The organism is Ruminiclostridium cellobioparum subsp. termitidis CT1112 (assembly GCF_000350485.1).
In the GTDB taxonomy this organism is placed as follows: Bacteria; Bacillota; Clostridia; order Acetivibrionales; family DSM-1351; genus Ruminiclostridium; species Ruminiclostridium termitidis.
The window spans coordinates 1-16,913 of record NZ_AORV01000026.1 but is presented as its reverse complement, the minus strand read 5'-3'; the positions used below and the strand labels follow the sequence as shown (position 1 = coordinate 16,913).

Annotated in this window: 17 protein-coding genes; 6 read left to right on the top strand and 11 right to left on the bottom strand. The window is 44.2% G+C overall.

Features of this window, described 5'->3' with window-relative positions:
• Nucleotides 1-7: 7 nt before the first annotated feature.
• The 7 genes from CTER_RS07405 to CTER_RS07375 all read right to left on the bottom strand — a co-directional run bounded on the left by CTER_RS07405 (nucleotide 8) and on the right by CTER_RS07375 (nucleotide 7,416).
• Nucleotides 8-907, bottom strand: a complete 900-nt coding sequence (locus CTER_RS07405) for a cysteine ABC transporter substrate-binding protein (protein WP_004625067.1) — start codon at nucleotides 905-907, stop codon at nucleotides 8-10.
• 18 nt (nucleotides 908-925) lie between these two features.
• Nucleotides 926-1,669, bottom strand: a complete 744-nt coding sequence (locus CTER_RS07400; protein ID WP_004624829.1) for an amino acid ABC transporter ATP-binding protein — start codon at nucleotides 1,667-1,669, stop codon at nucleotides 926-928.
• 227 nt (nucleotides 1,670-1,896) lie between these two features.
• The gene (locus CTER_RS07395) at nucleotides 1,897-2,574 is read right to left on the bottom strand and encodes an amino acid ABC transporter permease (RefSeq protein ID WP_004624881.1); all 678 of its coding nucleotides are present in this window, start codon (nucleotides 2,572-2,574) and stop codon (nucleotides 1,897-1,899) included.
• A complete protein-coding gene (locus CTER_RS07390) occupies nucleotides 2,555-3,214 on the bottom strand; it encodes an amino acid ABC transporter permease (protein WP_004624970.1) in 660 nt (219 codons plus the stop codon). Before CTER_RS07390 ends, CTER_RS07395 begins: the two co-directional genes overlap by 20 nt.
• 356 nt (nucleotides 3,215-3,570) lie before the next feature.
• Entirely contained in the window at nucleotides 3,571-4,395 is an 825-nt protein-coding gene (locus CTER_RS07385; RefSeq protein WP_004624731.1) for a polysaccharide deacetylase family protein, read from the bottom strand.
• A 530-nt stretch (nucleotides 4,396-4,925) separates the two neighbouring features.
• Entirely contained in the window at nucleotides 4,926-5,855 is a 930-nt protein-coding gene (mnmL, locus tag CTER_RS07380) for a tRNA modification radical SAM protein MnmL/YtqA (RefSeq protein ID WP_004625096.1), read from the bottom strand.
• Nucleotides 5,856-5,973: 118 nt separating this feature from the next.
• Nucleotides 5,974-7,416 (bottom strand): MDR family MFS transporter, encoded by a 1,443-nt coding sequence (locus tag CTER_RS07375; protein ID WP_004624815.1) that lies wholly within the window; start codon nucleotides 7,414-7,416, stop codon nucleotides 5,974-5,976.
• Nucleotides 7,417-7,529: 113 nt separating this feature from the next.
• Here CTER_RS07375 and CTER_RS07370 point away from each other — a divergent pair, with 113 nt between their 5' ends.
• The 6 genes from CTER_RS07370 (at nucleotide 7,530) to CTER_RS07345 (ending at nucleotide 13,660) form a co-directional block, all read left to right on the top strand.
• Nucleotides 7,530-8,162: a TetR/AcrR family transcriptional regulator gene (locus tag CTER_RS07370; protein ID WP_004624914.1), complete on the top strand. Its 633-nt coding sequence runs from the start codon at nucleotides 7,530-7,532 to the stop codon at nucleotides 8,160-8,162.
• A gap of 166 nt (nucleotides 8,163-8,328) precedes the next feature.
• Entirely contained in the window at nucleotides 8,329-9,471 is a 1,143-nt protein-coding gene (locus tag CTER_RS07365; RefSeq protein WP_242834955.1) for a SpoIIE family protein phosphatase, read from the top strand.
• A 42-nt stretch (nucleotides 9,472-9,513) separates the two neighbouring features.
• The gene (locus tag CTER_RS07360; protein ID WP_004624755.1) at nucleotides 9,514-9,729 is read left to right on the top strand and encodes a ferritin family protein; all 216 of its coding nucleotides are present in this window, start codon (nucleotides 9,514-9,516) and stop codon (nucleotides 9,727-9,729) included.
• A 47-nt stretch (nucleotides 9,730-9,776) separates the two neighbouring features.
• Complete coding sequence (locus CTER_RS07355) at nucleotides 9,777-10,388, top strand: DNA-3-methyladenine glycosylase (protein ID WP_004625012.1); 612 nt, start codon at nucleotides 9,777-9,779, stop codon at nucleotides 10,386-10,388.
• Nucleotides 10,389-10,697: 309 nt separating this feature from the next.
• Nucleotides 10,698-11,717 carry a polysaccharide deacetylase family protein gene (locus CTER_RS07350; RefSeq protein ID WP_004624928.1) on the top strand — a complete coding sequence of 340 codons (1,020 nt, stop codon included), beginning with the start codon at nucleotides 10,698-10,700 and terminating at the stop codon, nucleotides 11,715-11,717.
• Nucleotides 11,718-11,863: 146 nt separating this feature from the next.
• Nucleotides 11,864-13,660 (top strand): WD40/YVTN/BNR-like repeat-containing protein, encoded by a 1,797-nt coding sequence (locus CTER_RS07345; protein WP_004624871.1) that lies wholly within the window; start codon nucleotides 11,864-11,866, stop codon nucleotides 13,658-13,660.
• Nucleotides 13,661-13,697: 37 nt separating this feature from the next.
• Here the strand turns inward: CTER_RS07345 and CTER_RS07340 are convergent, their stop codons facing one another.
• From CTER_RS07340 to CTER_RS07325, 4 genes are read right to left on the bottom strand one after another with little or no spacing between them, the layout of a single operon-like run.
• Nucleotides 13,698-14,432 carry an ABC transporter permease gene (locus CTER_RS07340; RefSeq protein ID WP_004624784.1) on the bottom strand — a complete coding sequence of 245 codons (735 nt, stop codon included), beginning with the start codon at nucleotides 14,430-14,432 and terminating at the stop codon, nucleotides 13,698-13,700.
• 6 nt (nucleotides 14,433-14,438) lie between these two features.
• Complete coding sequence (locus CTER_RS07335; RefSeq protein ID WP_004624890.1) at nucleotides 14,439-15,152, bottom strand: ABC transporter permease; 714 nt, start codon at nucleotides 15,150-15,152, stop codon at nucleotides 14,439-14,441.
• On the bottom strand, nucleotides 15,145-16,065 hold the full coding sequence (locus tag CTER_RS07330) for an ABC transporter ATP-binding protein (RefSeq protein ID WP_004624978.1): 921 nt from the start codon (nucleotides 16,063-16,065) through the stop codon (nucleotides 15,145-15,147). The genes CTER_RS07335 and CTER_RS07330 overlap by 8 nt, the downstream gene beginning before the upstream one ends.
• 16 nt (nucleotides 16,066-16,081) lie before the next feature.
• Nucleotides 16,082-16,705: a TetR/AcrR family transcriptional regulator gene (locus tag CTER_RS07325; RefSeq protein WP_004624935.1), complete on the bottom strand. Its 624-nt coding sequence runs from the start codon at nucleotides 16,703-16,705 to the stop codon at nucleotides 16,082-16,084.
• Nucleotides 16,706-16,913 lie beyond the last annotated feature (208 nt).

The following is a 16,913-nucleotide window of genomic DNA, read 5'->3' as shown; positions in this document are numbered from 1 at the left end:
CAGAAAATTATTTCTCTACAACGCCGCTTTCAACCACAAGACTGTCGGGGTCAACTGCATCTCCGTAAACAGGGGCAAGTGTCTCTTCAAAATTCTTGTGGAAAAAGTTTTCCTTACCTAAGGTTTTAATCTCATCATTGAGCCAGTTCAGCAGCCCGGTATTGCCCTTTTGAACAGCCGGAGCAATGGTATCAAGAGATCCGAGACTTTCTATTCCAACTTTAAAGCCTTTATTCTGCAAAGCCCATGCAAGAACTTCGGTATTGTCTGTTGAAAAAGCATCTCCTCGTCCATCCAAAAGTGCATTATAGGTTTCGGTATATTGATCAAACTTAAGCAATTTTACTTCCGGATGATTTTTGGTAAAATAGGTTTCGGCAGTGGTTCCTTTGGCAACGATCAGAGTTTTGCCATTAAGCTGGGCTACATCAGTGATCAGTGACTTATCGGGGCTGACAACTCCAAGTGCCACCTTCATATATGGAAGTGCAAAATCTACCGATTGAGCTCTCTCTTCATTAACTGTAAAATTTGCAAGAATAATATCTACTTTGCCGGTTTTCAAATACTCTACACGGCTGGCAGGTTCAACCGACACAAATTCCACGTCTACTCCCAGGTCTTTACCTATACGGTTTGCAAAATAAACGTCATAACCCTGGTACGCTCCTTTTTCATCTACATAACCAAATGGAGCCTTATCACTGAATACACCGATGATGACTTTACCGCTCGATTTTATATCTTCCAGTGATCTGGCGGTGCCGGCAGCCGTATTGCCTGCTGAAGAAGTCTTTGCGGCCGATGAATCGGCACTTGAAGAGCCGGCGGCTCCGCAGCCTGCAAAAAGTGTAATTGCAAGAATCAGCACTAGAGCTGATGATAAAATTCTTTTTAATTTTTTCATAATAAATCCCTCTTTCTGTCAGTAATTAAATATATTCAAAAACTTGCGCGCACGCTCAGTTTCTGGCTGAGTAAAAAACTCTTCCGGATTTCCGGTCTCCACTATCTCACCGCTGTCAATAAATACAATGCGGTTTGCAATTGCTCTTGCAAATTGCATTTCATGGGTAACAATAATCATGGTCATTCCGCCCTTTGCCAATTCCAGAACTACATCCAGCACTTCGCGCACCATTTCAGGGTCCAGCGCGGCAGTGATTTCATCAAACAGCATCATTTCGGGTTCCATCATCAGGGCCCGTACGATAGCTACTCTTTGCTTCTGGCCGCCCGACAACTGGCGGGGATAGGAATTAATTTTATCCTGGAGGCCCACACGTTCCAGCAGCTTTTTTGCAGCAACGGCAGCTTCCAGCTTATTACGGCCCTGCACTTTTAAAGGGCCAAGCAGTACATTATCCAATACGGTCATGTGGGGAAACAGATCGTAGTTTTGAAATACCATGCCTATTTTCTGGCGTATCTGGCTCCATTGAGTCTTACCGTCGGTGATGGCCTTCCCGTCCAGCAGTATATCTCCTGCCTGAATGGGCTCAAGTCCGTTGATGCATCTGAGGAGAGTGCTTTTTCCGCAGCCCGAGGGACCTATTATCACCACAACCTCACCCTGGTGAATATCAAGAGAGATATCCTTCAAAACCGCATCATTTCCATATTGTTTTTTTAAATGCCGGATTTCCAGCACTTTTTGTGTCTGTGCCATATTAACCTCCTAAGCCATACTATGGCTTTGAGCCGCATTGCGGCCACAAAATGTTATGCAAGTAATTATCCTTTATCGCAATGTGGCGAATAAAGGAGGTTAATTGGCCATGTGCGCTTTCAAAGTATTGATAAATACTTTGAATATTTCGCACGGCCATAAATTCACAGGTTAGCTTGGAAGACAAACGCAATTGAAGTCTTTCAAGCTAACCTCCATATAAGACTTCAATTCATCCAGCGTTTTTCCAGCCGTCCGGCCAAACGTGAAATGGGGAAGCAAACAATAAAATAAAGAAGGAAAATAGTTCCGTAAATCCACAGTGCACCCGAGGGTGCAGTATAACGGTTGGCCTCGATGATTTGCTGACCTACCTTCAGAACCTCTACAACACCGATGAGAACAATCAGGGAAGTGGTCTTGACCATGCGTGTCATCAGGTTTATTGACAAAGGGAGCAGCCTCCGCACTGTCTGGGGAATAATTATATACCTGTATACCTGCAGATTGGTCAGCCCCAGAGCCGTTCCGCTCTCATACTGGTGTTTTGATATGGAAATAAGGGCACTCCTTACCAGGTCTCCCATTTCAGCGGTTCCCCATACAACAAAAACAATTATGGCCGACAATTGTCCCGAAAGATTGATGTTAAAAGCTCTGGTCAAACCGAAATAAACCAGGAAAAGCAGCACAAGCTGGGGCATGATCCGGACAAATTCCAGATAGAGCCTTGTTATCGCTTTTGTCACAGGGTTTTTAAAGGTCATTATTATACCAAGAAAAATTCCCAATACAAAGGAAATGGCCACAGAGATAAGAGCTATTTTTACAGTAATCCACAAGCCGCCCAGCAGGCGTAATAAATTGCTTCCTTCAAAAAGTACTCTAATTCCCAAATCCTGCATAGCGCAGCCTCCTCTCCAGTAATGACGCTATAACTGAAACCGGCAGAAGGATGACAAAATAGGATAAAACCAGCATGAGCAGTGCTTCATCGGTTTTGTAGTACAACCCTATTAAATCCTTTGCAACATACATCAGATCTGCAAGTGCCACCACGCTGAAAACAGAGGTTTCCTTTATGAGGAAAATAATGTTTGCGCAAAAGGCGGGCACTGAAACTGAGATAGCCTGGGGCAAAACAATATATCTGATTATTTGACTGCGCTTCAGGCCAATGCTGAGTCCTGCCTCCACCTGCCCCTTCTCCACGGATTCCAATCCGCTCCTGAAAGCCTCGGCCATATAACTGCCGCCGAGAAAGGAAAGGCCAAGTATTGCACAACCCTCGGAACTGATAATTATACCCAGCTTGGGAAGGCCAAAGTATAGGAAGAACAGCTGGACCAGTAAAGGCGTATTCCGGGATAATTCAATATAGCCTGATATAAGCTGTTTCAAAGCAGGTATTTTATAATATTGAATCAAACTGCAGATAAGTCCTGTCACCAGAGAGAAAATGATTCCCCAGAATGCAATCCTCAGCGTAAGTGCGGCTGCAGTAACATACATAGGTGTGTATTCTGCAATAAAATCAAAATCCAAAATAATATGCTCCTTTCACTATATCAAAATCCGGATATGGCCCTGGCAGTACTTTATATAACATATAAATCATACTATTCTTATATGATTACTTTGATATATTACTATATTTCACTTAAGCTGTCAACAAATTAAAAAATTCAGACATGCCAGTATAAGCCACCGGAATAATGTCTATGGACTGGAAAGGATTGCAGTTGAGTATGCGGCTGTATGCTTCAGAAGTAAAATTGAAGGATGCAATTGAAAAGTACCGATTGAGGGGTACTTATAAAGATGATGATTGAGGAGTACCACATTTCAAAGGATCATGAAATCCGGCATGCAGATAAAAGACATGTAGACATATAAAGGTATTACTTTTTGTAATTTGTTAAAACATCAAAGGTATAGCCCTGCTTTTTCAATCCTTCAATAATAGAGGGCAGTGCCTTTACTGTGTATATTTTTGTAGAATCGTCATGCATCAGTACGATGAGCTGCTTTTTTCCGCGGGTATTATGGAGTACATTTCCTGTCATAAGGTTTACTATAAACTTTTCATCTCCGTAATTTTTCAAGCTGGGATCGGTATCCGCAACAGATACATCCCAGTCAAAATACCGGTACCCGTTTTTCTCCAGGATATCGGCTCTTTTTTGAATAATGCTCTTTTTTCTTCCCAGGGTTCCCCCGGGGAACCTGAACACCGTTGTTGTATAGTTGAGCTTTTTATATATAAAGGCTTTTGCTTTTAATACATCTTTCTCAAAGTCATCCGCAGAAGCATATATATGCCTGGAATGGGAGTAGGAATGATTTCCGAGCACATGGCCTTCGTTGACTATGCGTGCATAAATATCATCCATGTGGCTTTTGGGAAGTACAAAAAAAGTTGCTTTGATTTCAGCTTTTTTGAGTATGTCTAAAATTGCTACGGTATTATTGGTAGAGGGACCATCGTCAATTGTGATATACGCAATTTTATTGTCATATTTTTCTTCCTTTTTTTTCTTTTCTTCAGATTCTTCAGCTTTGCCTGCAAAATCATTTTTTGAGGTTATCTCATTTTTATTTTCAAACGGTAAAGGTGCAGTATCAACAGATTCTTTTTGGGGTATGTCCTTTTTTGGTAAACTACAGCCCGCTGCCAGAAATGCGCATATAAATACCATATATAAAATGCTTGTTTTGCTTCTCATAAGGAATCCTTCCGGGACCGTTGCCTATGCTGCCGACAGATATCGGCACATTCTGACACATCCCATGAATTAAACATTTTCATACATTAGTATCGCATTGGCCAGCACAATATTATTCATAATTTTCTACTTAAATTAACTTGTTGTGCTTTTCAGATTATGTAACTTTTTTATATCAACTGGTAACTTCCGTACTAACTTCATGAAATAAGGATGCCAAAAAACAATTACAAAAATTGTATCGCCTCACTTAAAGTTTTTTTGCCGTCGCTCAAACTCGACATCCTGTCTCGGTTTGCAGCTCAAAGCAGTGTCCTGCTGCTTTGACGGCAAAACCACTTTAATTTTGTCGACAATTTATAGCAATTGTTTTTAACTGTGCATCTTATTTCATGAAGTTGTCCTCGCGTACCAGTTGATTCTAAATAGAGCTAACTGTAAAGCAAAAACAAAATTTCATTTAGACACAACAGGTTAGTTAAAGCAAAATTTAAATTAAGAGGGCTGAGTGGTTCTGACAATGAGAGATATTACCTCACGAGTGCCTGTCCTTGATACATGCCATGCCTGGCCATGTATTGATACAACCCGTTAAGCACATGACGCTTATGCCCGCTCCATTTAGGTGCAATCAGGTGTTTGTGATCGCCGTCTCCGGTCACTCTGTGAATAACCATTTCCTGGGGCAGACGGGTGATGGCTTCTGCCACCCATTTTATATAAGTTGCTTCATCCAGCAGGGGAAAGGGCTCTTTCTCATAGTATTTATATAAAGGGCTGTCTTCCAATATGTGCAGCATGGCCAGCTTAATGCCGCTTATGGGCTGTTCTGCCATATAGTCTATGGTTGCCATGAAATCCTCATAAGTCTCATCCATGAGTCCGACAATCAGATGAACAATCACCGGAATATCAGCTGAATTTAATTTCAAAACAGCATCTTCATAAACGGACAAATCATATCCCCGGTTAAAAAGCTTTGCTGTCTTTTGATGGATTGTCTGAAGCCCGAGTTCCACCCATAGGGGTTTGATTTCAGATAAACGCCCAAGCTCCTTAATCATCCTGCCTGATAGACAATCCGGCCTTGTACCGATGGCAAGGCCCAAAATTCTCTCATCAGCCAGGATTTCTTCATAGACAGGCACCAGCCGGTCCACCGGTCCATAAGTGTTGGAAAAGGCTTGCAAATAGGCAATATAGCCATTTGAACCGCTTTTTGCCGAGACCAGTTCAATCGCCGAGTCAATTTTTTTGCGCATATCCATTGGCCCTGTGATGGCAAAATCGCCCGAACCTTTTGCAGAACAAAAGGTGCAGCCGCCAATGCCCTTTCTGCCGTCTCTGGTAGGACAGGTACAACCAATATCCAACGAGATTTTGTAGGCTTTATGGCCGAAGAGTTGTTGATAATAATGATTGACAGAATAATACGGCTTCTGGTCGGGCCAGAGTTTCATATTGCACCTCTCATGGTAAAGAATAAAATATAGTTTGACGCCTTGTGTCAATTAGCTTACCAACTTTGCAAATATAAATCAATACTGATTAACCGGTACTTCTGTCATTATGGTCTGTTTAATTTGTTTTATCTGCTGTATTGATTTTATTGGTTAGAAATAATGCCGGTATAATAGCAGTCATCATGAAGAGCAGACTCGTAATAAACCCTGCATGATAGGCCCCGGAGACATTGGCGGCTGTAACTGCTTTTCCGTTAAGGGAGTTGCTTACAACAGTTGCCAGAATAGCCGAACCGAAAGCTGCGCCAATATTCTGTATGATGCGCGTGGCGACGCTGGCCTGTGCAATCTGCCCCTTCTCCAGCCCTACATAGGAATCGCTCATAACCGGAATGGTCACACCGCCAACGCCCATGCCCCTTAAAAGCAGGATAAGCCATATAAACCAATGGCTGGTTCCCATGTCAAAGAAAGCAAAGGGAAGGGTGCCCAGAATTGTGACTGCTATTGAGGGCAGGACTACGAAACGTGCACCTATCCTGTCGGTCAGCTTTCCCACCAGGGATCTTGTGGCCAGCATGCCCGTCCCTTGAGGGATGAGCCACAGTGCCGATGTGATGCTGTCCAGGCCGCGCACGTTCTGGAAGAACATGGGTAAGAGAAGCATTGGACCGTTGGTGGCAAATCCCGCCAGAAACAGTGAAATAAATGAAGCGCTGAAATTTTTGGACCGGAACAGTTTCAGGGGAATCAATGCCTTCTCCTTTGTCCTCAAGGCGTAAAGAACGTAGGCTGCCAACGAGAGGGCACCGGTTAAAATGAACAGAACTCCGGCAATACTGTGGTCTGCCCCCTTGATTTCGGTAACGCCGAAAATAAACATTCCCGAGGTCAGTCCCAGAAGCAGTATTCCAGGCCAATCCATCCTGGCACCGGTGTCGGCAGCTTCAAATTCCGGAAGCTTCCACTGCATCAGGAGCAGTGCGATGATTCCCACCGGGAGATTTACAAAGAACAGCCAGCGCCAGGTCAGATGCTTCATAATCAGGCCGCCTATAATCGGCCCCACTATGGGGCCGAAAACAATTGGGATTCCCACAATGGACATCAGGCGGCCAAGGTTTTCCGCTCCCGCTGCCCGGACGATCATGGTGGTCAATGTTGGAATCAAAAGCCCTGATGCAAAGCCCTGCAAGACGCGAAAAGCAATCAGGCTCCGTATATCCCATGCAAGACCGGAAAGCAGCGAAGAGAGCAGGAAGAGCCCCAGTGCACCCATAAATATTTTCTTGCCGTTAAATTTCTGGATCAGCCATCCCGAGAACGGGACAGCAATGCCCAGAGCCAGGGAATATCCGGTCACAGCCCATTGCATGAAGGCAAAGGTGACCGAGAACAGTTTGGTCAAATCATTGACAGCAATATTTACAATGGTAGCATCCAGCATCGGAGGGAGTGCTCCCAGTACTAAAATCAGCGAAATACCGATGATACCCTTTGGAAGTTTCTCTTTTTTCAAATCGACATCTTTCAAATAAACATCCCCTTTACAGTACATAATGTATCTTATTTTGTATTATTATACTATCTCGAAAAATAAGAGTCAACATGTATCTTAATAAGTTTTGTGATATAATGATTAAAAGTCTTGTAAACAGGAGATAAGTAAAAATGAAAGAACCGGATAAAAATACGCGAAGGCGCGGTGACGTACTGATTGACAATATTTATGATGCCACCATCAGGATTATCAGGGAAGTTGGTTACTCCAATCTTACATTCAAGCAAATTGCACAGAATGCCAAAACCAGCAGAACCGTATTGTACCGGCGGTGGACTACAACCTTTGACCTGATCCGGGAGATTATGTTGTATAAATCCGCGCTTGCACTGGACGGTGATCTTATTGACAAGATAGAGGATACCGGAAGTCTGCGCAGTGACTTGTTGCGGCTGCTTACACTCTACCAGAGGTTTTATACCGGGGTCGGTACCGAAGTTATGAATGCCTTCCTGTTTGAGATGAGTCAAAACAGCGAAAAGATGGCTGGTATAAAATCAGGCGAAACAGGAAAAAAGATAGCTGATATAAAAGCAGGAGCGATGGAAAAAAACATTCTGGTTATGAAAAAAGTGTTAAGGTTGGCCAAAGCGCGCGGTGACAAATTAAAAGAGGTGGATGATATGACACTTCTTTTGCCTTTTGATTTGATCCGTATGGAAAATTTACTCCGTGAGGTGGTGGACACAAAACGGCTGGAATTATTGGTTGACGAGATATTGCTTCCGGTATTCAAAGTGTGATATCGAACAGAACTGAAATCCATATATGGGTTTGTGCGGGAAGAATGGGAATACAAAAAAAGTTCCGCTTGTGTGATAACAAAGAGTAATTATGATATAATTAAAAACAAATATAGTATAAACCATATGAAAAGCCTGGTGGAGTTGGGGGAGAATACTGTTGGAGATGGACTTTGACACAACGAAAATAAATGAGACAATAGTCGGTATGATTGATGACAGGATTCTGGTTTGCAATGCCGGCGGGCGGATAGTTTTCTCCAATAAGGCCATGCAGTCATACCTGGGTTATACCGGTTCCGAGCTGCAAGGAAAAAACTTTTTGGATATACTTGAGGACATTCAAGCCGGTAAGGCCAAAGCCTTGCTGAACAGTCTGTCGGAAGAGCCCACGGGCTGGGCGGAGTTTTTATTACATGGCAGGCACCATGTGTTGAAGCTTCATCTCAAGTTTTTCCGGAAGGATAATCTTATATATATTTACGGTAATGAAAAATATGTGGAATATGAAAGAATACGAAAAAAGCTGGATATAGAAATAACAAATGCCGTTAAAATTCACAAGCGCTCCCTGCCTGAGAGTCTTCCCGATACCCCGAATATATCTTTTTCTTCCCTGTATATTCCCGCCGAAGAACTGGGAGGGGATTTATTTGATGCGTTTAAAGTGGAAAATGGACTGCTGGATGATTATTTTGAACAATATGTATGCTTTATAGCCGATGTTTCAGGACATGGGTTGGATAGCGCCATGCTGGCTATTTTCGTAAAAGATACAATAAGAAGTTTTTTCAGACTCAAGCATATACCGGGACAATTGTTGTCACCTAAAGAAATCATGCATTTTTTTATTGAACAATATTTAAAGGAAGGGTATCCGGACGAATATTTGGTTTGCCTTTTCATAGCCGTTTTTGATCTGAAGACAAAGGAATTGACATATTGTAATGCGGGTCTGCATACCTGTCCTTTGTTGGCCGGAAATGGGGATGATATAGTAGAGCTGAACCGTGCGGGGCTCCCAATATCAGCAGCTATAGGTGCCGATTTGTTAATTTATGAGGATTCTTCTCTGCCGCTTTCCCCTGGCATGACCCTGTTTATTATGTCTGACGGATTGCCGGAGCAGAGATCCAATAATGAATTTTATGAAGACAGGCTAAAGGGACTGCTCGGTGGAATCTACTGCATGGATCCCCCTCATATTATCAGGAGGATTCAGGAGGATTTTACTGATTTTTTAAGATATGAGAAAATAAAAGATGATATAACACTGGTTGTAGTAAAACTATTACCGCCATCGGACTAGTATATTGGATTTCATATTAATGAGTTTAAGGAGGGAAGCTGCATGCAGCAGATATTGGAGGGCATTTTAGAAGCTATTGAAGATGAGATTAAAGCCCAGAAACGTTATCAAATACTGGCTGAAAAGGCAAAAGATCCAAAAGTTAAGAAATTTTTTGAACAATTGAGAATAGATGAAGAAAATCATGAGAATGTACTGCGCAACCGTTATGAGGCTTTTGAAAAAATGCTGAATGCCGACAGGGGAGAAAACGTATGAGCTCCCAATTGCTAGGATAAAAAATTTTTGAAATGGGAAATTGGAAAATGAAAATATTGAAAAGGGATTTTTACAACAGGGATTCATTGACAGTTGCAAAAGAACTCCTGGGAAAGGTGCTTGTACACCGCATCGGGGGACAAAGGATTGCTGCCAGAATCGTTGAAGCCGAAGCATATATGGGTATCGAGGATAAAGCCGCACATTCCTATGGAGGGAAAAGAACACCAAGAGTAGAGGTTATGTACGGTGGGCCGGGATTTTCCTATGTATTTATTATTTACGGTATGTACTACTGCTTTAATATAGTCACCAGGGAGGAAGGAAATCCCCAGGCTGTTCTCATAAGGGCTGTGGAACCCATAGAGGGGTTTGACCTCATGTCTCAAAACAGGTTTAAAAAGCCATATGATCAATTAACTGTCAGCCAGATTAAAGGGCTGACCAACGGGCCGGGGAAATTATGCAATGCTTTTTTAATCGATAAGAATTTAAACGGTGAAGATTTGTGCGGCAGCAGGCTATATGTGGAAGAAGGAGCGGATGAAAAATTCAGCATGGTATCCACTGCACGGGTGGGGGTTGACTATGCCGGGGAAGCAAAGGATTATCCCTGGAGATTTTATATAAAGGACAATAAATATGTGTCGGTAAAATAGATAAATACTGAATAAAGCAGAGAAATGACAATGCCAGGGACGTGGGAGTGATAACTTTCACGTCCCTGATTTTATATAAAGAGGACAAACTGGTAAAAAAATTACTTATTTCAGTAAAAAAAATACATTTAAAATATATGGAAAAATAAATATAATTTACAATATATTAAAGTAATTTCAAATATTGTAAAAATATTTATTGCTGCTCAAAGTCAAACCTCTTCATACGGTTTTTATCCATAAGCATCACCTGGAAGGATCATAAAACTCATGTTGGTATAAAAATTTCAAAAGAAAGGAGGTTTGTATATGAAAAAATTTCTTTCTTCGGCAACGGCATTATTGTTTTCCTTGTTTATAGTGTTTTCAAGCGGTTTACCGGCAGTGGCGGCGTCGGTCAGATATGAATGCGAAAGTATGACCCTGGGCGGTCAGTACGCCGCAAAAATCAATTCACCCTTTTCCGGGGTGGCCTTATATGCCAATAATGATTATTGCCAAACCGGCAATATCAGCTGGGACAACACCCAGAAAACCATCAGTGTCAGAGGGTGTTCCAACAATTCCAGCACCGCTACGGTAGCTGTCAGGATGAATGGCTATGAGATGGGCAGAGTGAGCTTCAGCGGCACCACTCCTACGGTCCGGTCCTTCACCTGCACCCCGCAAACAGGCAGCTACCCCGTTCAGCTCATAGTGACCAATGATACCGGGAGCTGGGATGTCTATGTGGACTATCTGGAAATCAGCGGCAGCACCGGTGGTAACGACGGTGGCGGCAGCAGCGGCAATGTTTATCTCACCTTTGACGACGGGCCGAACAACAGCACTTCGGCAACTCTGGTAAACAACCTTAAAAGTGCAGGCTGCAGCAAGGCCACTTTCTTTGTCATCGGCAGGAATATTGCCGGCAACCAGACAGGCTGGAATGCATATAAAAACTCCGGCTTCAGCATCCAGAACCACAGCCAGACCCACCAGCATATGACCGGCTGGAGCTATCAGCAGGTATATAACGATCTCAGTGCGTGCAACACAGCCATCCAGAACGGCGGAGCTCCCAAGCCCACAAAGATCCGACTGCCCTATCTCGAAAGCAACTCCACCATCCAGCAGGCATGTTCGGCACTGGGGTTGTCCATCATCAGTCCCACTGTTGATACACAGGACTGGAACGGAGCCAGCACGCAGTCAATCATCAACGCCTGCAACAGCCTGAATGCCGGCGGCAATCCATTGATGCACGATTCGTACCAGACCACTAACAACGCCATTGCCACCATTGTTCAGAATCTCAAGAACCGCGGCTTCGGCTTCGCACAATATTAAGACCGGAACAGTTTCACAAGCCGCCTGTTTTAAAGCAGGCGGCTTATTGTCAATACATCCCGGCTGCACATTACAGCAGCTGCAGCATCTTCCTCGGGAACTTTTGCATGAAATGGTGACAGCTGCCGTTTACAAGGAGAAAGAACATGAAAAAGCTATACCGCTATCTACTGCCAGCGTTTCTGATATTGCTGGTGTCTGTGATATTGTTTATTCCTGAGAAATCGTCATCCGAACCCTGGGTACAGACCAGCGGGCCCTATGGCGGCTACATCCATTGCTTTGCAATCGAGGGCGGGAATATTTATGCCGGAACCCAGGGGGGAGGTATCTTTTTATCGGCCGACAATGGTACAAGCTGGAACGAGGTTAATTCCGGGCTGACCAACAACAATATTTATTCTCTTGCTGTCAGCGGCACGGATATCCTTGCAGGAACCGGGGAAGGTGTTTATATCTCCAACGACAAAGGTGCAAATTGGAGGCTGCTGGATTCCGAACTGTCAAATACTATTGTCCTGTCCCTTGCAGTAAATGGCACAAGTATCTTTGCCGGAACCGGCAACGGCATTTTTCTGTCTGCAGACGGCGGTACAAACTGGACTTCGGTAAATTCAGGGCTCACACCGGTTAATATAAATTCTCTTGCCATCAGCGGCAACAATATATTTGCAGGAACCGAGGACGGAGGAGTTATTCTTTCAACCGACAACGGTGAAAGCTGGAGTCCGGTGAATTCAGGGCTGACAAACCTGCAAATAAATTCTCTGGCTGTGAGCGGAAGGACAATTTTCGCCGGGACATACGGAGGAGGCGTTTTCCTTACCAATAATAACGGCAGCAGCTGGGAAGCCCTTAACTCGGGTCTGACAAACAAGTATATCAACTCTCTTGCCGTAAGCGGTACAGACATCCTGGCCGGTACGGCCGGAGGTGTTTTTCTGTGGGAGGATGACGGCACAAGCTGGAAGGGGATAAATTCGGGATTGACAAATACTTATGTCTACTCCCTTGCCGCAGTTGGAGAAAATATCTATGCAGGAACAGACGGAGGGGGTGTTTTTCTTTCGGCAGACGGGGGCACGAGCTGGAGTCCGGTTAATACGGGCCTGACGAATATTTATGTGGGAGCTCTTGTCATGAGCGGGCCGAAAATTTTTGCCGGAACTAATGGGGCAGGTGCATTTCTCTCCGAGAACGGAGGCCAAAGCTGGAAAGCGGTAAATTCAGGTTTGACCAACCCCTATGTTTTTTCTCTTGCCATGAGCGGTACCAATATTTTGGCAGGAACCAACGGCGGAGGTATTTTTCTTTCAGGCGACAGCGGCGCAAGCTGGAGGGAGGTAAATATTGGATTGACAAACAGGTATGTCTATTCCCTTGCCGCCAGTGGTACCAAAATCTTTGCCGGAACTCTGGGAGGGGGTATTTTTATCTCTGCCGATGGCGGAAAAAGCTGGAGCCCTGCCAATTCCGGGCTGACAAACCTCAATGTGGGCTCCCTTGCAGTCAACGGCGAAAATATATTTGCCGGAACTTTCGGCGACGGTGTTTTTGTTTCGGCAAACAATGGTGCAAACTGGACCCCGGTAAATTCGGGCCTGACAAATTCCCAGATATTTTCTCTTGCCGTCAGCGGCACAAATATCTTTGCCGGAACTCCCGGGAGCGGCGTTTTCAGTTGGGAGGCCGGCGGCAAAAGCTGGAATCCGGCCAATTCCGGACTGAAAAACAAAAACGTCAATTCTCTGGCCGTGAGCGGTACAACAATTTATGCCGGGACATATGGCGGAGGTGTTTTTCTTTCGGCTGACAGCGGGAAAAACTGGAGGGAGCTTGATTCGGGTTTGACAAATATTGATGTGTACTCTTTGGGCATAAGCGGCAAGGAGATCTTTGCCGGAACCAACAGCAGGGGAGTGTGGAAACGGCCGGCTTTCTGAGGTTCAACCGGACAATATACGTTTTAGAGGTTGCAGACTACTGGCTTCTGCTGTAGATATCCTCCTGCTTTTTTGCATCCGCAAAGAGGAAAAGGACGGGCCAGACCGCCAGGATGCTCCAGTGAACACCGTAATCAGGCAGGATCTTCATTACATCCATGCCCAAGATATGATCTGTCAGAACGAAAGGGATGCACATGGGAATGAATTGTATAAAATCAGTACTGTACAGCATCATACACAGGCACATGCCGGCTATTCCGTAGATAACTCCGGATACGGCCATATGGGTGAGCCCTGCAAGAAAAAAGGCTGCCGGACTCAATAGAAAATGCATCAGGCTCACAAGCAGCAGGATTTTTATAAAATGCCGGAATAATGCCGGCGGCAGTGATGCCTTGAGGAGTATTGAACCTGAAAGCAGGGTGCACATGCCGAATAAAATAACCGTTATTCCAATGGCTAAAAGCATAATAACCAGTTTGGAAAATAGAAAGTTACGTTTCGGGTACGGATAACATAGGATTACCTCCAGCATGTTTTCTTCATATTCCCTGGCCCGGAGGAAGGCTGCAAAGGAGGAAAAGATCAGAAGGGATTGAACATTGAATATCAGCAGCGCCACATGCATGAAAATCAGCCATGAAATATCCCTGTCCTCCAGGAAGGAAAGGCTGGTGATCAGCGCCGGCAATACTGCCCCGGCCGCAAGCAGCCACCACATTTTTGAGGCATGCAGTTTTTTTATCTCGGCTTCCATTAATCTCAGCATTATCCATCACTCCTTTTTCTTTATACAGCGTACCGACAGGTATGAAAAAGCTGCAAAAGTGCCGGCAAGGATCAGGATTCCGGGCCCGTAGCCCATTCGGGTGTAACGTTCATAGCCCAGATATTTGGATACAAGGATAATGGGTACCAGATGGGGAAAAATATAACCATAGCTCATGAAAGTAAATGGAAATGTGAGCATGAACAGGACAAGGAAAATAATTGATGAGCCGGCAAAGCTCTGCCTCCATAAAGCTATAAAGATAATGGCCGGTATCAGGCAGCCCAGAAACAATGCACTTAAGACGCCCGATACGAGGAAGCGGACGGCAATATCACCGTCAAAACCGTCAACGACCGTGTTGACACAGAACAAAGCTCCGAAAATGGCCAGCTGAAGTACAAAAGTCTCCATAAACAACAGGATGAGCTTGCAGAACAGGACCCGGACCATGGAATTTGGCGTAACAGCCAGGTAAGGCAGCATGTTGCTTTTATATTCCCTTGTGGTTATGTAACATCCAGAAATCACAATACATGCAAAGGATATCATCTGAATAAAAACACTGCTTTTTGTTATGATATCCGGTAAGGATGCCTTTGGGCCTGAAGCATACTGGATGAGGACAAGAATGAGAGGTATCAGAAAAGTAACGGGAACCAGCAGGAGAAGGAACGTCCCCTTCAGTTTTCTGAATTCCAGATTTAATAATTTATACATGAATGCCCCCTCCTGTAAGTTTGATGAAGTAATCCTCGAGAGAAGCCTGAACAAGCTTGCTTTCCTTTACATCAATATCGTTTTCAACCAACAGTTTTGTAATTTTTCCGCTATTATCATTTTCTGTAATTTTTAATATGACGAGATCCCCGTCGACGGTAATATCCGGCTGGTTCACCAGTCCTTTTATCAGTCCGGCTGCCTTTACAGGGTCGCTGACCCTATACTGGATGGAATGGCCGCATTTTTTGAGGAAAACTTCCCGGCTGCTCTCTTCAAGCAGTTTCCCGTTGTGTAGAATACCCACCCGGCTGATTATTTTCTCTACTTCTGCCAGAATGTGGGAGGATATGAGTATGGTTTTGCCCTGCTTTGAAATATTTATAAGCATATCCCGGATTTCCACGATTCCCTGGGGGTCCAGCCCGTTTGTGGGTTCGTCCAGTATCAGCAGCTCCGGATCGTGCAGGAGGGCTCTTGCAAAACCAAGGCGCTGTTTCATTCCAAGGGAGTATTGACGGGTTTTTTTACCTTTCTGCTCCGACAGTCCTACCAAATTCATAGCCCTGTCAACGCTGGATTTGTCCGGAATATCCATCATGATCCGGTGGATATCCAGATTTTCCTCTCCGGTAAGGTTCAGATAAAACCCCGGTGTTTCAATGATTGTGCCAATTTTCTTCAAATGCCGGTATATGCTGCTGTCTGTTACCTTTTCTCCAAACAGTTCCACAGTCCCGCAGGAGGGCCTTGTCAAATTCAGCAGCATGCGTATGGTGGTGGTCTTTCCGGCGCCGTTTTGACCGATGAAACCGTAAATATCACCTTTTTCAACATTTAGGTCCACCCTGTCGACTGCAGCGGATTTTTTGAATAACTTGCCCAGTCCTTTTGTCTGTATGACATATGACATTTTTGATACCCCCTGACTAATCAACTTTTTTATATTTTGCCAGAAAATTCTGAATATGCCTTAACAGGCTCCGGTTAACTTCGGCCCTGATCCCGGCGGTTATTTCACCTGCAGCAAGATAGCGGTGAAACAGATAAATAACATGTGAATAGTATTCCATAACCATCATATCTACATCTGAATTTCTCAGGAAGCCGATGTTCACCAGCCATTGGTATATGACCTTCTGTCCTGCAAGAGCATCGTCGAACAAAACCCGGTGATACAGTTCAGCCGCCTGCACATTGGTGCCTTGCTCAATGATCAGCATCCGGATGAACTTGTTTATTTTTTCGTTCATTAGATAGTCGTTAACAAAGCTCTGGCATACGAATATGAACTCCTCATCCTTTACCGAGGTCACTTTCTGCATCTCTACAGAAAAGGCCTGGGGTAATGCATAGAGGGTTTCGGTAAAGGAGTTGCAGAGAACGTCAAAAATATCCTGCTTGCTTTTGAAATGGTGGTATACCGAACTTTCCTTTATACCGACCTTGCCGCATATATCGCGTATGGATACCGAACTGTAGCCTCTGAGGGAGAATAGGTCCAGTGAAACCTGCAGTATCCGGTTTTTTGTATCATTTTTATCTTTTATCACATTAACCTCCATGAGCCACATTTGTGGCCACAAAATGTAATGAAAACTTATATCCTTTATCGCAATGTGGCGAATAAAGGAGGTTAATTGGCCATGTGCGCTTTCAAAGTATTGCTAAAATACTTTGAATATTTCGCACGGCCATAAATTCACAGGTTAGTTTGGAAGACGAACGCAAGTGAAGTCTTTCAAGCTAACCTCCATGAGC

Bases quoted from the DNA above. Each gene is read 5' to 3' on its own strand.
- CTER_RS07405 (WP_004625067.1), bottom strand. From the start codon at position 907: ATGAAAAAATTAAAAAGAATTTTATCATCAGCTCTAGTGCTGATTCTT.
- CTER_RS07400 (WP_004624829.1), bottom strand. From the start codon at position 1,669: ATGGCACAGACACAAAAAGTGCTGGAAATCCGGCATTTAAAAAAACAA.
- CTER_RS07395 (WP_004624881.1), bottom strand. From the start codon at position 2,574: ATGCAGGATTTGGGAATTAGAGTACTTTTTGAAGGAAGCAATTTATTA.
- CTER_RS07385 (WP_004624731.1), bottom strand. From the start codon at position 4,395: ATGAGAAGCAAAACAAGCATTTTATATATGGTATTTATATGCGCATTT.
- mnmL (WP_004625096.1), bottom strand. From the start codon at position 5,855: ATGAAACTCTGGCCCGACCAGAAGCCGTATTATTCTGTCAATCATTAT.
- CTER_RS07375 (WP_004624815.1), bottom strand. From the start codon at position 7,416: ATGTACTGTAAAGGGGATGTTTATTTGAAAGATGTCGATTTGAAAAAA.
- CTER_RS07370 (WP_004624914.1), top strand. From the start codon at position 7,530: ATGAAAGAACCGGATAAAAATACGCGAAGGCGCGGTGACGTACTGATT.
- CTER_RS07365 (WP_242834955.1), top strand. From the start codon at position 8,329: ATGGACTTTGACACAACGAAAATAAATGAGACAATAGTCGGTATGATT.
- CTER_RS07360 (WP_004624755.1), top strand. From the start codon at position 9,514: ATGCAGCAGATATTGGAGGGCATTTTAGAAGCTATTGAAGATGAGATT.
- CTER_RS07355 (WP_004625012.1), top strand. From the start codon at position 9,777: ATGAAAATATTGAAAAGGGATTTTTACAACAGGGATTCATTGACAGTT.
- CTER_RS07350 (WP_004624928.1), top strand. From the start codon at position 10,698: ATGAAAAAATTTCTTTCTTCGGCAACGGCATTATTGTTTTCCTTGTTT.
- CTER_RS07345 (WP_004624871.1), top strand. From the start codon at position 11,864: ATGAAAAAGCTATACCGCTATCTACTGCCAGCGTTTCTGATATTGCTG.
- CTER_RS07340 (WP_004624784.1), bottom strand. From the start codon at position 14,432: ATGCTGAGATTAATGGAAGCCGAGATAAAAAAACTGCATGCCTCAAAA.
- CTER_RS07335 (WP_004624890.1), bottom strand. From the start codon at position 15,152: ATGTATAAATTATTAAATCTGGAATTCAGAAAACTGAAGGGGACGTTC.
- CTER_RS07330 (WP_004624978.1), bottom strand. From the start codon at position 16,065: ATGTCATATGTCATACAGACAAAAGGACTGGGCAAGTTATTCAAAAAA.